The sequence below is a fragment of the Streptomyces sp. NPDC002232 genome (assembly GCF_042890295.1).
In the GTDB taxonomy this organism is placed as follows: domain Bacteria; phylum Actinomycetota; class Actinomycetes; order Streptomycetales; family Streptomycetaceae; genus Streptomyces.
Genome location: NZ_JBIARV010000005.1, coordinates 939843 through 954117 on the forward strand (window position 1 = coordinate 939843; position 14275 = coordinate 954117).

Below are 14275 nucleotides of genomic sequence, written 5' to 3' on the forward strand. Positions count from 1 at the left end.
ACGTCGGCTCAGCTTCTCTGGAAGAACTCCACCTCCGCCAGGGCGAGATGGGTTCCCGGGGCCAGGCCGGCGGGGGAACGGAGCGTCAGCCGGACCGTCTTCACGTCGCTGATCCCGGTCTGGATCGTCTGCGGGCCCGCCTTGTCGCTCAGGGTGAGTTCCTTGACCTGGCGCGTGCCGTCCGCCGCCGTCACCTCCATGTCCATCTGGAGGGCGCGTCCCTGACGGGCGTACGCCTCCGGGGACTTGGACGCGCCGTTGGTGATGATCACGTCGACCATCCGGAACGGCTTGCGGAAGGTGTACGTCACCGTGGCGCCCGCTCCGGGGGCCGCCCAGTACTTGTTGTTGATGCCGTCCGTGGTGTTCGTCACGGGGTGCCCGGGAAGCTCGCCGCTCCCCTCGGTCCTCGCGGGCGTGATGGCCGTGGCCTTGCCCAGCTTGTCCCGGGTGTCCTCGATCAGGGCCCGGCCGGCCGGCATCAGGAAGAACCCGCCGGCGCACAGCGCGAGCACGGCCAGGAGGATCACCACGAAGCGCGTGCCCTTCCCCGAACCCGCCCGCGCCCGGCGCCGGAACGGCCACACGGTACGCCACCACGGCAACGGCGCCGCCTTCGGCGCGGGTCGCAACTCCGCCGCGCAGCGCCGGCAGAACCGCCGGTCCGGCCGGTTGGCCGCCCCGCACGCCGGGCACGCGAGCCCGCTCCCCTCGTCCTCCACCGCCGCCGGACGCACGACCGGACGCGGCGCGACCGCCTTCGCCGGGAGCACGGGCAGGATCGGGTCGCCGGCGGGCGCGGGGCCTGCGGGCGTGCGCGGGCCGGTCGAGGAGGAGGGGCGCCGGGGCGGCACGGCGGGAGCGCTCGGCCGACGGGGGGCCGCCGCCGGAGCGGAACCCGCGTCCGGGCCGGGTCGCGTGCCCGGGTCGGGTGCCGGGGCGGTTTCGGGCGCCGGTGCAGGGTCGGCCGCCGGGGCAGGGTCCGGCGTGCGAGCCGGGCCGGACGCGGGAGCCGCCTCGGACGCAGGCGCCGGGGCGGGTGTCGGAGCCGGGCCAGGTGTCGCAGCCGGGCCGGTGGGGCGTACGGGGTCCTCGGTGCCGGACGACGGAGCGTCCTGGGCGGGGGCGTCCGGGGTTCCGTCGTCCGGGGTCTGGGCCGCCCTCGCCCGGGCGATCCGGTTCCGGGCCGCCTGGGTGAGCGCCTCCCGGGTCCTGACCACCCGCGCACGGGCCGACTCGGTGACGGACGCCGGAGTCTCCGGCTCCGGGATGTCAGGAGTCGGGATGTGTGGAGCCGGTAGGTGCGGAGTCGGGGCGTGCGGAGTGGGGAGGTCCGGAGCTGCGGTGTCCGGTGCGGAGGCAGGCGGTGTCGGGGTGCTCGTCGACGCGGTGGCCGCCCCCCGAGTGCCGTCCTCCCCCTCGGCGCCGGGCCTCTCGCGCGTCCCGGCCGGGGTCGCGCGGTCCGGGGTCCGGCCGTCCGGTGCGGCAGGCGGTGCGCCTGGAGTCGCCGCGGGCGCCGGGGTGCCGCCGCGGACGGCCGGGCCCGCGTCGGCCCCTCCCGGCTCGCGGGTGCGGGCCGCACCCGTCGGCGCGGGCGCGCCCTCCCGGGGCGGGGCGGCATCGGCTTCGCCCGCTCCCCCGGACGAGCTCCTCGCGTCCGGTTCCGTACCGCCCCTCGTCGTGGGGCGCGCGGGCTCGTTCGACCAGCCCAGGTACGCGCCGCAGTTGCCGCAGAAGTCGTCGGCGGGGTCGTTGGCGGCCCCGCACGCCGGACACGCGCGCATGTGTCAGTTCCCTTCCTCGGCGGGCGGGCCGGTGAGGACCTCCACCCGGAACGCCACGTGGACCGGGCACATCGCCCGTACGACCTCGTGGACCCGGTCCACGTCCACCCGCCCGGCCCGCGCGCCCTCGGGGACGACCCGTACGAGCAGTTCGGCGTCGGGTTCCGGCGGGAGGTCGGAGCCGGCGGTGGCCGACCAGACCGCGCCGCCGTCGCCGACGATCTCGGTGCGCACGTCCAGGGCCAGCCGCAGGGCCTCGGCCAGTCCCCGCTTCGTACCGCGCCACCGGTGCAGCTCCACCGCGCGCGCCACGGTCTCGCGGCGCAGCTCCAGGGGCCGGCGCGGGTCGTCGGCGGCGCCGACCCAGGACGCCAGCCACACCAGGAAGTCCGGCGGCGCCAGCCGGGGATCGAGGTAGGAGGGCAGGTTGTCGAGGGTGGAGAAGACCGGGGCGAGGACCGTGTCGAGACCGGCGGTGAGGCGCTGCGCGAGGTCGTCGTCGGCGTAGAGGGCGGGCAGTTGCTCCCCGATGGGGTGCCGGCTGGGCAGCCCGGGGATCGCGGCGCGGCTCATCGTGCCTCCGCTTCACGGGGGGTCACGACCACCTGGTGCTGGTAGGAGAAGACCAGGGAGCCGGGACCGACGTCGATGCGGTCGGCGGGGGCGCCGCGCCGGCCGGTGACCGGGTCGGCCGGGAAGAGCCGGATCTCCTCGACCAGCGCGTCGCCCGTGGCGCGCTGGAGGACGCCGAAGACCTCGCCGTACTGGACGGGCCGTCCGAACGGCCATCCGGTGCCGTCCGGGCCGCCGGTCAGCGGGTTGAAGTGGCGGAAGAGCGCGTCCAGGGCGGCGGTGCGGACCGCGTCCGTGTCGCCCGGGGCGGCGGACAGGCGGGCGACGACGGTGACGCCCTGGTAGACCGGCGGCTCCACCACGAGGCGGGTGCCGATCAGGCGCCGTTCGTCGAGACTCGCGGTGATCGCCGAGAGGACCTGCTCGCCGGGGATGAGCTGCTCGAAGCGGAGCCGGTCGTCGCCCTCGTCGGCGACGGCGTCCGGCACCACCAGGACCCGGACCGCGCCCGCCGTGTCGGCGGCCGGCAGGCAGCGCACCCGGCGCACCGAGGGCGCGGCCTGGCGGCTGATGATCTCGTAGTCCTCGGCGGTCACCGCGCGGTCCTGCATGCGCAGCGCCTCGGGGGCGCGCAGCCGGGCGTTGTGCACGCTCTCGCCCGCGACCCCGCCGCGCGCCGCCTCCCGGTTGCCGACCCGGGCGACGTACGGGACGGAGCTGAGCAGGACGGAGATCGCGCCGCGGGCGACGTTGCCCGCGGGGCCTCCGCCGGTGCGGTAGCGGGCGACCCGGATCCGCTCGCCCTTGGGCGGGACGGCGCCGCACTGCCGCAGGGTGCCGTCCGGCTCCCGCAGGGCCGGGGGGAACGCGAACTCGCCGGTGGTGGCGTCCACCCGGACGTGCCGGTCGGCGGGACGGGACCGGCCGAAGTGCTCGACGACCTCCCAGGACTGCCAGCCCTCCTCGGAGGACACCTCCACCTCGGGCGGTCCGGCGTCGAGCAGGACGGGCGGCCGGCCGAGCCGGAAGGTCTGTCCCGCGACGCCCTCGGAGGTGCCGAGCGGCACGTCGGTGACCGTCTCGGCGTGCTCGGCGGAGATGGTGCCGCCGACGGTGAAGACCTCCGCCTCGCGGACCGTCGGGGACTCGGAGTAGAACGGCTGGCCCGGTTCCGGCTCGGTGACCCGGCAGCGCAGCCAGCCGGCCCGGGTCCCGCCGATCACGGACGCGACGTGTCCGGCGGGCACGTGCACGACGACCTCGCCGGGCCGGTTGAGGCCGCCGGTGGTGTCGTCGCCGGTCTCGCAGGCCTCCCAGCCGCCGCCGTTCCACGCCTCCCAGACGAGCGGGGGCTGGCGCGGGTCGACGCCGACGCCCTCGACGCGGCTGTCGAGGCGTACGGCGACGATGCAGCGGGGCACGGCCGTGGGCAGCCCGAAGAGCAGCGCGTCGCCGGGTTCCGGCGTGGACTGGAAGCAGGGGATGTCGAGGCCGTCGGCGAGCATGCCGGTCCTGTCGTGCTGCTCGCCGCTCCGCCACGCGGTCACCAGGCGCGTCAGCTCGCTGGGCAGGATGCGCAGTTCGCCGGTGGTGGCGAAGACCACGGCGTCGTCGGTCTCGCCGCCCGCGGTGGTGACCTCGGTGCCGGGCGGCAGCGTGACGGTGTCGGGCTGCGGGGCGGACAGCCAGAAGTCGACGTCGGCGGCCGCGGCCGTCGGCGGGAACAGCCGGATGCCGAGCAGGTCGAGGAAGGCGTGGTAGTTCTTGTCCGGCACCCGGTTGAGCCGGTACAGCACCTGGTCCACCAGATAGGCGAACGTCTCGATCAGGGTGACGCCCGGGTCGGACACGTTGTGGTCGGTCCACTCCGGGGCACGCTGCTGCACGTACCGCTTCGCCTCGTCGACGAGCTGCTGGAACCGGCGGTCGTCCAGGTTCGGGGAGGGCAGGGCCATCAGTCAGCGCCCGCTTCCTCGGCCCCCTCCTCGGAGGGGATCGTGTAGAAGGGAAAGACCAGGTTGCGCCGGTCGTTGGTGGAACGCAGGGTGTAGTGCACGTCGATGTAGAGGGTGCCGTCCTCGACCGCGTCGAAGGCGACGACCACGTCGTCCACGGTGATCCGCGGCTCCCATCGTTCCAGCGCCTCCCGCACCTGCCGCGCGACGCGGCCCGCGGTGGCGCCGTCGCCGGGGGCGAAGACGTACTCGTGGATGCCGCAGCCGAACTCGGGGCGCATGGGGCGCTCGCCGGGCGCGGTGCCGAGGACCAGGCGGATGGCCTCCTCGATCTCCCGCTCCCGTTCGACGAGGGCGATGCCGCCGGTCGGCCCGACGCGCAGGGGGAATCCCCAGCCCCGGCCGATGAACCGCTCGCTCATCGGCCGCCCTCCGGGGAGCGGTGCGCGGCGGCGCGCCCCGTGCCCGCCGGGGAGACGTGCACGGCGTCGCGGTCCGGCCGCCGCTCGGCGCCGGTCATCCCAAGCCGCAGGTCAGCCCGCTCGGAGCCCGCCATCACACGCCCCCGATCAGCACGTTGGGCGCCCCGGTGAGGATCATCGCGCCGCAGGCCGTCTTGTCGCGGGCGCGGGCGGCCGGGAGGCCGCCGATGAGGACCTGCCCGCCGGCGAGCCCGGCCGGGTTCGGCAGGATCACGTTGGCCGGTCCGGTGGCGGCGTGCGGCGGCACCACGCAGGTGTGCAGGCTGCCGGTGACGGCGGCGGGACGGCCGCCGATGAGCACGGTCGCCACCGCCCTCGCGACGGCGGGCGGCGGGGTGGCGATGACCCCGCCGTGGTTGGTGGGGTCGCCGGTACGGGCGGCGGCGGGCATGCGGAGCTCCTTTCACGAGCGTTCAGCGGAGGGTCAGTTGATGCGGATGAGCTTGGCCTTGAGGGTGGCGAGCAGGCCGCCGTCGACGGTGACGCCGGTGGCGCCGGAGACGTCCACCGTGCGGCCGCCGATCTTCACGCCGACCCGGCCGTTGATGGCGACGTTCCGGCCCGACACGTTCACGTCGCCGTGTCCCGCGTCCACGGTGATGCCCTTCTTGTCGAGGACGACGGAGCTCAGCACCTGCCGGCCCCTCCCCTGGTACACGGTCAGCTCGATGCGGTCCCGCCGGTCGTCGAGGAAGACCTCCAGGCGCTCGTCGGCGGACATCAGCCGCACTCCGGAGCGGCCCGGCGCCCGCGCGTCGAGCAGCTCCACCCGGTGGCCTGAACGGGACACCAGGGATCGGCGGTTGACCTTGCCGGTGGTCTTGTCGATCAGGGGCACGTCGTGCGGCGAGGGCTTGTCCACGCCGTTGTAGAGCCCGCCGATGACGTACGGGCTGTCGAGCAGGCCCTGTTCGAAGCCGACGAGGACCTCGTCGTTGACCTCGGGGCTCACCACTCCGCCGCCGCCCTTGCCGCCCCACTGCACCGTACGGACCCAGTCGGTGACGTAGGTGTCGTCCAGCCAGGGGAACCGCAGCCGCACCGAGCCGCTCTCTGCGCCGCCGGTCTCGCGGACGTCCGTCACCACGCCGATCGCCAGGCCGGGCATGCGCGGCCCCCGGGACGGCGCGTTGGCGCCGGTGACCAGGCCGGTCAGGGAGCGGTCGGGGCTGGCGCTCACCCACACCGTCGTGCGGTAGCCGCCGTTCGGTTCGAGGACGTGCTGCACGGCGGTGGCCGTGTACTTGCCGGAGAACGCCCCTCCGACGTTCCCGAGCGCCACGGGCTTGCCCGCGCGCAGCAGCGGATTGCCCTCGACCAGCGCCTCCAGCTCGCCGAAACCGGCGCTCACCTGCCCGGCGACCGCGTCCGCGACCGCCTTCGTCTCGGCCTGGGTGCGGTACGGGGTGTCGGTGACGGTGATCTTCGACGCCTTGCCGAACCGGGCGGCGAGCGCCGGGCTCAGGCCCGGCACGACGGTGTCGCTGTCGACCGAGGGCTGCTTGGCCACCAGCGGCCGCTTGGTGGTGACGTCCCAGCCGCGCACCTCCACCTGCTGCGCCCCGTCCGCCGTCGACAGGGAGGCCCGCAGGGCGAGCAGGTTGCGCCCGTACTCCAGGACCAGCGGATCGCGGACGGCCGAGGTGGTCGGCGAGGGCGCCCCGGAGGCCTTGACGGGCTTGGTGAACTGGAGCAGTCCCTTGTCGTCGACGCGCACCAGCGCGCCGCTCTCGGCGGCCAGGTACTGGAGGAACTCCCAGTCGGAGACGTTGGCCTGGGACAGCTGCTGGTAGGTGACGGGCGCGGCCTCGACCTTGCCGCAGGCCAGGCCGGCCCCGGCGGCCACCTTGCGGACGATGGCCGCCGCCGTCATGTTCCGGTACGCCACCACCTTCCGGCCGCGCTGGAGCCGGTGCGCCTTGGAGTAGGCGCGGAGGACGGTGAACGAACCGGTGCGGTCCCGGTCCGCCTCCAGGGCCGTCACCTCGCCGTCGAACAGCCGCTCACGGGTCTGCCCGGTCACCGTGACCACGGAGACGCGGAGCGGGGTGCCGATGGTGATGCCGGTCTTGCGCAGGAACTCGTGGTCGGGGTCGCGGTAGGTGAGCACGGCCGCGTCCGGCAGCCCCACGTTCTCGTCGATCACGCAGCTCACCAGCTGGGCCGCCCAGACCGGCGGCAGCTCGCCGGGCGTCTCGACGATCGGGTCCGCGGCGAACGACCGGCCCTCGCGCTCGGAGCCGCTCACCGCTCCTCCTCGTCGCCCGCGTCGGTCAGCGCCGGTACGACGAGTTCGGTGCCGGGCACGAGCGCCATCGGGTCGTCGATGTCGTTGGCCTCCGCGATGACCCGCCAGGCCGTCGCGTCGCCGTACTCCCGCCAGGCCAGCAGGGCCAGGCTGTCGCCGGCCACGACGACGTGCGTGCTGCGTCCGGTGCGCGAGCCGGACGTCGGGTTCTGTCCGGCGGGGCCGACGCTCGCCTCCTCGATGGACAGGCGGCAGGTGGCGCGCAGCGGCTTTCCGTCCACGTCGAACAGCGTGTACGAGACGGACAGGTTGGAGAGCACGCCGTCGAACGACGTGGTGCGCGCGCTGCCCCACTCGAACCGGACCCAGGGGCTGGCGGGCTTCTTGCGCCCCAGGCTGGCCTTGGTCGGCACGCACGCCTTCATCAGCTTCTCCACCGCCTGCTCCACGGAGTTGTCGTGGGTGGCGGTGGCGTCCAGGAACACTTCGAGGCTGAGCTGGCGCGGGCCGCTGCCGACGAACTCGGGCAGGGAGGACTCCTCCGCCATCCGGGACGGGGAGCGCCGCCACTCGGTGGTCTTGCTCAGTTCCAGGGTGGAGGGGTTGAACTGGAGGTTCAGCCGTGCCAGCGTCCCGCCGGGCTTGGCGCCGACGGACGCCGGAGGCTCCTTCAGCGTGAGCTGGGCCCTGGCCCGACTGGCTCGGGACGCTGGGGACATGACGGGGATCCTTTCCGGGGAACGGGCGGGTGGGGGGCGGGCGGGGACGCGCGGCGGGGGGGACGTCAGGAGGGGCGGAGTCCCTCGTGGGCGATCTCCAGGGTCTCCACCGCCGCCTGCGAACTGCTGGGGTCGAAGGACGGGCCCTGCCAGCGCACCGGGACGATCCCGAAGACCTGCCAGCTGATGATCCGGCTCAGGTCGGGCCGGAGGGCGACGATCTCGCCGTCCTTGGGCTCCACGCGCTTCAGCGTCTCGTCGAGCCAGCGGGCGATCTTCGCCGTGTCGGCGGTGACCGGCCGGGTCAGGGTGATGTTCGACCAGCTCACGCGGCCGGGCAGCTGCCAGGTGAAGCCGTTGTTGCCGCCCTCCGCGTAGCTCTCCATCTCCACCTCGGCGCCCATGCCGGAGCAGGTGTGGAAGGCGCCCAGGTCGTTGCCGCCGATCGCGAGCCGGAAGAACACGCTGCTCGCGAAGATGTTGTCCGTCATTGATCCGTCATCCGTTCCGTGCCGTGCGCTCAGCGGCGTCCGTCGAAGGGGCGGCCCGAGCGCTCCCGGCCGCGCCGCAGTTCGGTGCGCAGCAGGCGGGCCATCGGGTCGAGCAGCCGTCGCGCGAGGTCGTCCAGGTCGAGACCGGGGTCCTGCGCCGGTTCGGCGTCGCGCCCGGTGTTCCGGCCCGTGCTCCGGGCGGCGGCGTCCGGTGCGGAGGACGACGCCTGCTTCCCGCGCGCGGGGACCTCCTTCACCGGGACGGCCGGGGCGGCGGGTGCGCTCCTGCCGGTGTCCGGTACGGCGCGCTGGATCCGGGGCGCGGCGCCGCCACCCGACGAGGGGGCCGCCGCGGGCACGCTGCGGGGCCGCACCACAGGGACGGGCGCGCCGGGCGCGGACGTCCCCGGAGCGGACGGGCCGTGCGCCACGGGAGGAGCCTGCGGAGGTGCGACCGGGAGGGAGCGGGCCGGGGTGCCGGACGCGCCTGCGCCCGGAGGCGCGGGCGTGACGACCGGGACCCGTGCCCCGCCGGTGTGCGATGACCAGGGGGCGGTGGCGGCGCGCTGGACGGCGGGGGCGGCGAAGGGCCCCGGCGCGTGCCGGCTGGTGGACAGGGGCGGTACGGCCCCGGACGCCGGGAAGCTCTGGGAGGGTGACGCGGCTCGCTGTACGGACGCGGCTCCGGCTCCCCGTACGGGCGCCGACGCGGCCCGCTCGGCTCCGGCTCCCCGTGCGGGCGCCGACGCGGCTCGCTGTACGGGGGACGCCGGGACTCCCGGTACGGATGCCGACGTGGCCCGCTGTACGGGCGCCGAGGCACCGGCGCCGCCGGGGGGCGACACGGGGGCGGGCCCGCCCGGGGCGTCTCGCGCCGTGTTCCAGCGCGCCGCCACCACGGGAGGGCCGCTGACCGCGCGGGACGCGGCGGCCGGGGCCAGGCCCTCGGCGGCTCCGGTGCTGAGCGTGAGGGGGCGGGCCGGGAGCAGCGCGAGGGTACGCCGCGCCACCGGGACGGTCCCGTTCGCCGGGCTCCCGAGGTACGGGGCGAACGCCGGGCGCCCGGCCCGGGGCGAGGAGCCGGAGGTGGGGCGCGGGCCGGTCCCGGGGGTGTCGGAGGCCCGGACGGTCCCCGACGGTCCGGCGGCCGCCCGCGCGGCGGTGCCCGGCTTCGACCCGGGACCCGCCTGACGCCCGGTGGTCGGCTTCGATGCGGTGGTCGACTTCGATCCGGTGGTCGGGTTCGATCCGGTCGTCGGCTTCGATCCGGTGGTGTTCGCGGGTCCTGGGGTGGGCGACGGTCCGGCCGTTCCCGACCGGTCGGCGCCGGATCCGGGCGCCGCGCCCGGGGTGTTCGTACCCGGTCCGGACACGGCGCGGGCCACGACGACCGGAGCGGGCGCGGTGGAGCCGGAGCCGCCGGGGGCCGTGTGCGGTCGTACGGCCTCGCGGCTCGCGGCGGGGTGCGGAGCGCTCCCGGAGGACGGTGCGGCGGAGCCCGGGGTACGCACGACGGGGGCGCCGCCCGGCGTGCGGTCCGCGCGCTCGGCGCCCGGGGGCACCGGGTGGTCCGTGATGCGGCGCTGCACGTCGGTGGCCCCCAGCAGCGGCGCCTCGGGTGCGGAGGCGTCCGGGCGGGGCGCGGGTCGTTCCCCGGCGGGTGAGGCCGGGGCGCGCTGGACACCGGGGCCGGGCGCCGGGCGGCCGGGGCGCGCGCCGGGAGCCGGGGAACCGGCGGGCGGGGTCGCGCTGGGCGGCATCGCGGACAGGGGTGCTCCCAGGCCGCCGCGCGCCCGCGCGCCCGAACGGCCCGGGGACACCGGGTCGGAGGCGGAGGCGCCGGACGGGTTCGGGGTGGCGCCCTCGGTCTGTCGCTGGACGATGGGGAGCCCCGGCCCCGGTGTTCCTCCGCCGCCCGGCGCGGGGGCAGGGGTGCCGGTCGCCGGGGTGGTGCTCGCGGTCGGCGGCAGTTCGGTCAGGGGGGCGCCCAGGACCGTCCGGGCGGCGGCGCGCTGGACGGCGGGGCTCGACGCGGCCGGGTCGGGGGCCGTGGTCGCGGTCGGTTCGGCACGGTCGGGTGCGGTCGGTTCGGCACGCTCGGATGCGGTCGCGGGCGGGGCGTCCGTGGCCGCCGCCGTACCGTCCTGGCGGGGTGCCGCCGGGGCGGCGGGCCGGAGCGCGGGCACCGGGCGGGCGCTCCCCGGCACACGGCGGGCGACCGTCAGCCGGGCCCCGACCGGGCGGGGCCGGACGACGGGAGGGGACGAGGACTCCGGTCGGCCACCGCCGGGCGCGAAGGACGGAGTTGAGGGCTCCGGTCGGCCGCCGGGCGTGACCCGCGACCCGCTCGACGCGGCGCCCTCCCGTGCCGTGCTCCCCCGGACCTCGCCTCTCCCCCGGACCTCGCTCCGCCCCCGGGGCGCACTCTCGCGCGCCGCGCCCGTCTCCGTCGCGGTCGTCCGTGCCGGGCCCGTCGCGGGCCGGGGCGCGGACGCCTCGCGGGTGCGCGGGGCCACGGGGACCACCGCGACCCGTCGGACCAGCGGGACAGGGGCCGTGGCCGAGGTGCCGCCCCCGTCGGCGGAGACGGCCCGTTGGACGGCGGCCGGCTCCGGTGCGGAGAGCACCGCCGGGGACGTCGTGACGGGCAGGTCGCGGCTCGGCGGACGACCGGCCGCGCTCCGGCCGCCGGAGGGAACGGCGGTGCCGCGCGTACCGGACGACGAGGAGGCCGCCGTGCCGCGCCCACCGGACGACGGACGGGCCGCCGTGCCGGAGTCCGGGGCGGGCAGGGGCTCGGGAGCCCCGTCCGCGCGGACCGCGCGCAGCAGCAGCGGCCCCCCGCCGGAGTCGGTGGCGCGGGGCGTGGCCGGGCGGGTCGCCCCGTGCACCAGCCCGGTCGGGGCGGTGGGCAGCAGGGCGTGGCCCATGCCGCTGTCGAAGGACGGGTTCTGCCAGGCGGCGAGGCCGGAGCGGAAGGCGAGACCGTCGCTCACGCCCAGGGGCGCGCGGGAGAGGGTCAGGAGCGGCGGTGCGGCACGCCGCCAGCCGCCGTCCCAGTCGCCGGGCACGGCGGAGGGATCCGGGACGCCGCCGGACGCACCGGAGCCGACGGCCGGACCCGAACCGGACGCCCCCGGACCGGACGCGCCGGGACCGCCGGCACCCCCGGACGCGCCGGGACCGCCGGAGCCGGCCGAGGTGCCCGGCCCGGCGCCCGTGCGGCCGGCCGCGCCGCCGCGGCGCAGCCTGTCCCGCCATGCCATGTGCTCAGCCTTCGTTCATGCGGGTGTTGATGCGGGCGATCTCGGCCACCCACTGCTGCCGTTCGCCGTGGGTGAGGTCGAGGATCTCCTCGCGCTGCCAGTGGAAGTGGTAGGCGATGTACGCGATCTCCTCCCGGAGGCGGGGAAGGGCGTACGTCACGATTCCCCCAGGCGCCCACCCGAGAGGTCGACCTCGAAGCCGCCCTCGCAGTGCGGGCAGGTGACCGCGGCGCGGGTGTGGCCCTCGCTGTTGACGCGGCGGTAGAAGTCCTGGAGGAACGCCACGTCGGTGGCGTACATCCGCTCGACGATCCCGGCGTGCACGTCGGTGATGCCGCCGAGCCGGGTGATCACCTGGCTCAGCAGGACCACGCTCAGATAGGCAGGGTTCTCCTTGACCCGCAGGTCGATCTGGGGCCGCAGTTCGTCGCGGGCGGTGGCCAGGCGCATGGCGCCGTGCCGGTGCACCGTGCCCGCCTCGTCCACGTAACCGCGCGGGAGCTCGAACTCGAACTCCGTGCGCAGCCCGCCGGCCTCCTGGCGCGGCGGGGGCTGCGGGGCGGGGGCGGGGGGCGCGGCCTGCTGCTCCGGCGCCCGGTCGGGCTCCGTCAGCTGGAGGATCTCCTCCAGGTTGCCCGCCGTCACGGTGCGACGCCTCATTCGACGACGATCTCCTCGAACACGATCGTGACGGACTCGGTGGCCGGGGAGGACTCGCCCGCCTTCAGCGACGGGCCCTCCCACTTGGACGCCCAGCCCTGCATGAGCTGGATGCGGCGCACCGTGTTGCCCTCGGTGTCCTTGATCTCGATGGTCAGGTTCTGCCGAGCGGAGTTGACGGCCCCGTTGTTCAGGGTCTCCTTGATCCACTTGGTGAACTCGCTGCTCTGGTCGAGTCCGCGGGTGATCGTGATCTCGCCGGCCTGCCGGGCGCCCGGCTGCTTGCGGATGATCTGCTTGCCCTCGGCGGTGACCTGCTTGACCTCTACGACGTCCTCTTCGACGGTGAAGCCGCTGATCTCCTGGATGGACTCCACGAGGTATCCGCCGAGCTGCACGCCGAAGACGTGGGTGGAGAGTGCATCGCCCGTTGCCATGTCTGTCTGTCAACCTTTCCTTGCGTGTGCGACCGGGACCCGCGGGTCACTCGTCGATGAGGCTGGTGGTGTCGGAGAACTGGGCCAGTCGGAAGACCACGAACTCGGCCGGCTTGACCGGCGAGACGCCGATCTCACAGACCACGCGGCCCTGGTCGATGGACTCCTGCGGGTTGTTGTCGCGGTCGCACTTCACGTAGAACGCCTCGTCGGCGGTCCGGCCGAACAGCGCGCCCCGGCGCCACTCCTCCATGAGGAACGCGGTGACGTTGCGCCGGATGCTGGACCACAGCCGGTCGTCGTTGGGCTCGAAGACGACCCACTGCGTGCCCAGGAGGATCGACTCCTCCAGGTAGTTGAAGAGGCGGCGCACGTTCAGGTAGCGCCAGGCCGGGTCGGAGGAGAGCGTGCGGGCGCCCCAGATCCGGATGCCGCGGCCGGGGAAGGCCCGGACGCAGTTGACGCCGATCGGGTTCAGCAGGTCCTGCTCGCCCTTGCTGAGGCGGATGTCCAGGTCGACCGCGCCTCGGATCACCTCGTTGGCGGGGGCCTTGTGCACGCCGCGCTCGGCGTCGCTGCGCGCCCACACGCCGGCGATGTGACCGCTCGGCGGGACGGTGGTGTTGCGCCCGAGGGCCGGGTCGAAGACCCGCACCCAGGGGTAGTAGAGGGTGGCGTACCGCGAGTCGTAACCGGCCTCGTCCATGCGCCAGTTGCGCACCTGCTGGGCGTTGAGGCCGGGCGGGGTGTCGAGGACGGCGACGCGGTCGCCCATCTGCTCGCAGTGCGAGATGACGGCGAGCTGGACGGTGCGCACGCCCTCGGCGTCGATGTCGCCCCGCTCGTAGGCGCCCATCAGGTCGGGGACCGCGACCATGGTGATCTCGTCGATGGTCTCCAGGCCGCCGAAGCCGGTGCGGGCCGCCGCGTCGCCGACGTACTCGGCGGGGTCGATGCGGGCCACGTCGGCGGCGGCCGGGGCGGCGGGGACGCCGGGCGCGTCGGGGATTGCCAGGGTCTGGGTGCCGGGCCGGGTCTGGGGGGCGCCGCGCTGCTCGGTGACCTCGATCAGCTCGGAGGCGCGGGCCTGGGTGACCAGGTAGCCCTTGACGTTCTTGCGGGCGGAGGCGTCGTAGGTCTCGCCGACCTGGTCGCCGCGGCGGACCAGCAGCCGGAAGCGGTCCTCCGGCGGGTTCTCGCCCTCGGGGTCGGCGACCTCGACGGAGACGCCGGTCACGCCCGGCTTGGCCGCGATGAGGAAGCCGCCGAGCTCCACCGGGCGCGCGGCCGCGGTCTCGCGCTCGGGCCGGCCGGTGCCGGTGGTCCGGGCGCCGGACTCGGCCGAGCCGCCGATGCGTACGACGTACGCGGCGCCGCCGCCGTTGGAGAAGTACCCGTAGAGCGCGTGGGCGAGGTAGGTGCCCTCGGTGAAGCCACCGAAGGTCTGGGTGTACTGGTCCCAGCCGGTGACCAGGGTCGGTGTGTGGAACGGCCCCTTCTCGGCGAAGCCCACGAAAGCGGCGACGGCCGTGCCGACCCCTTCGATCGGCCTGGCACCGGACTGCACCTCCTCCACGTAGACGCCCGGGGTGAGGTACGTCGGCATGCTCGCTCCTTCACGTTCTTGCGGCCTCGCGATGACCTGTGTCCAGGTCGAGTC

Annotated in this window: 13 protein-coding genes; all 13 read right to left on the reverse strand. The window is 75.6% G+C overall.

All coding sequences use genetic code 11. The features are described 5' to 3' along the window. Positions 1-8: 8 nt before the first annotated feature. Positions 9-533 (reverse strand): NADase-type glycan-binding domain-containing protein, encoded by a 525-nt coding sequence (locus ACFYXU_RS27295; RefSeq protein ID WP_376511124.1) that lies wholly within the window; start codon positions 531-533, stop codon positions 9-11. Positions 534-1787: 1254 nt separating this feature from the next. Continuing rightward, positions 1788-2357, reverse strand: coding sequence for a phage tail protein (locus ACFYXU_RS27300; RefSeq protein ID WP_361404262.1), 570 nt, complete (start codon positions 2355-2357; stop codon positions 1788-1790). Beyond that, the gene (locus tag ACFYXU_RS27305) at positions 2354-4312 is read right to left on the reverse strand and encodes a putative baseplate assembly protein (protein ID WP_389460402.1); all 1959 of its coding nucleotides are present in this window, start codon (positions 4310-4312) and stop codon (positions 2354-2356) included. The genes ACFYXU_RS27300 and ACFYXU_RS27305 overlap by 4 nt, the downstream gene beginning before the upstream one ends. Continuing rightward, on the reverse strand, positions 4312-4734 hold the full coding sequence (locus ACFYXU_RS27310; protein ID WP_329857180.1) for a GPW/gp25 family protein: 423 nt from the start codon (positions 4732-4734) through the stop codon (positions 4312-4314). The genes ACFYXU_RS27305 and ACFYXU_RS27310 overlap by 1 nt, the downstream gene beginning before the upstream one ends. Positions 4735-4867: 133 nt before the next feature. Then, on the reverse strand, positions 4868-5185 hold the full coding sequence (locus tag ACFYXU_RS27315) for a PAAR domain-containing protein (RefSeq protein WP_148001700.1): 318 nt from the start codon (positions 5183-5185) through the stop codon (positions 4868-4870). Positions 5186-5218: 33 nt separating this feature from the next. Then, positions 5219-7042, reverse strand: coding sequence for a VgrG-related protein (locus ACFYXU_RS27320; protein WP_389408478.1), 1824 nt, complete (start codon positions 7040-7042; stop codon positions 5219-5221). Then, positions 7039-7761 carry a LysM peptidoglycan-binding domain-containing protein gene (locus tag ACFYXU_RS27325; protein ID WP_329857182.1) on the reverse strand — a complete coding sequence of 241 codons (723 nt, stop codon included), beginning with the start codon at positions 7759-7761 and terminating at the stop codon, positions 7039-7041. The genes ACFYXU_RS27320 and ACFYXU_RS27325 overlap by 4 nt, the downstream gene beginning before the upstream one ends. A gap of 65 nt (positions 7762-7826) precedes the next feature. After that, on the reverse strand, positions 7827-8252 hold the full coding sequence (locus tag ACFYXU_RS27330; protein ID WP_329857183.1) for a phage tail protein: 426 nt from the start codon (positions 8250-8252) through the stop codon (positions 7827-7829). 29 nt (positions 8253-8281) lie between these two features. Further along, on the reverse strand, positions 8282-10438 hold the full coding sequence (locus tag ACFYXU_RS27335; protein WP_389460404.1) for a hypothetical protein: 2157 nt from the start codon (positions 10436-10438) through the stop codon (positions 8282-8284). Between the two features lie 1084 nt (positions 10439-11522). Next, positions 11523-11678 (reverse strand): DUF6760 family protein, encoded by a 156-nt coding sequence (locus ACFYXU_RS27340; protein WP_329857185.1) that lies wholly within the window; start codon positions 11676-11678, stop codon positions 11523-11525. After that, positions 11675-12178, reverse strand: coding sequence for a hypothetical protein (locus tag ACFYXU_RS27345; protein ID WP_361404248.1), 504 nt, complete (start codon positions 12176-12178; stop codon positions 11675-11677). Before ACFYXU_RS27345 ends, ACFYXU_RS27340 begins: the two co-directional genes overlap by 4 nt. Beyond that, positions 12175-12615, reverse strand: a complete 441-nt coding sequence (locus ACFYXU_RS27350; protein ID WP_121833625.1) for a phage tail protein — start codon at positions 12613-12615, stop codon at positions 12175-12177. The genes ACFYXU_RS27345 and ACFYXU_RS27350 overlap by 4 nt, the downstream gene beginning before the upstream one ends. Positions 12616-12661: 46 nt before the next feature. Continuing rightward, a complete protein-coding gene (locus ACFYXU_RS27355; RefSeq protein WP_329857187.1) occupies positions 12662-14221 on the reverse strand; it encodes a phage tail sheath family protein in 1560 nt (519 codons plus the stop codon). Positions 14222-14275 lie beyond the last annotated feature (54 nt).

Excerpts from the sequence above, each read along its gene's own strand:
- ACFYXU_RS27350 (WP_121833625.1), bottom strand. The coding sequence starts at position 12,615 with ATGGCAACGGGCGATGCACTCTCCACCCACGTCTTCGGCGTGCAGCTC.
- ACFYXU_RS27330 (WP_329857183.1), bottom strand. The coding sequence starts at position 8,252 with ATGACGGACAACATCTTCGCGAGCAGCGTGTTCTTCCGGCTCGCGATC.
- ACFYXU_RS27345 (WP_361404248.1), bottom strand. The coding sequence starts at position 12,178 with ATGAGGCGTCGCACCGTGACGGCGGGCAACCTGGAGGAGATCCTCCAG.
- ACFYXU_RS27300 (WP_361404262.1), bottom strand. The coding sequence starts at position 2,357 with ATGAGCCGCGCCGCGATCCCCGGGCTGCCCAGCCGGCACCCCATCGGG.
- ACFYXU_RS27325 (WP_329857182.1), bottom strand. The coding sequence starts at position 7,761 with ATGTCCCCAGCGTCCCGAGCCAGTCGGGCCAGGGCCCAGCTCACGCTG.
- ACFYXU_RS27315 (WP_148001700.1), bottom strand. The coding sequence starts at position 5,185 with ATGCCCGCCGCCGCCCGTACCGGCGACCCCACCAACCACGGCGGGGTC.
- ACFYXU_RS27355 (WP_329857187.1), bottom strand. The coding sequence starts at position 14,221 with ATGCCGACGTACCTCACCCCGGGCGTCTACGTGGAGGAGGTGCAGTCC.
- ACFYXU_RS27310 (WP_329857180.1), bottom strand. The coding sequence starts at position 4,734 with ATGAGCGAGCGGTTCATCGGCCGGGGCTGGGGATTCCCCCTGCGCGTC.
- ACFYXU_RS27305 (WP_389460402.1), bottom strand. The coding sequence starts at position 4,312 with ATGGCCCTGCCCTCCCCGAACCTGGACGACCGCCGGTTCCAGCAGCTC.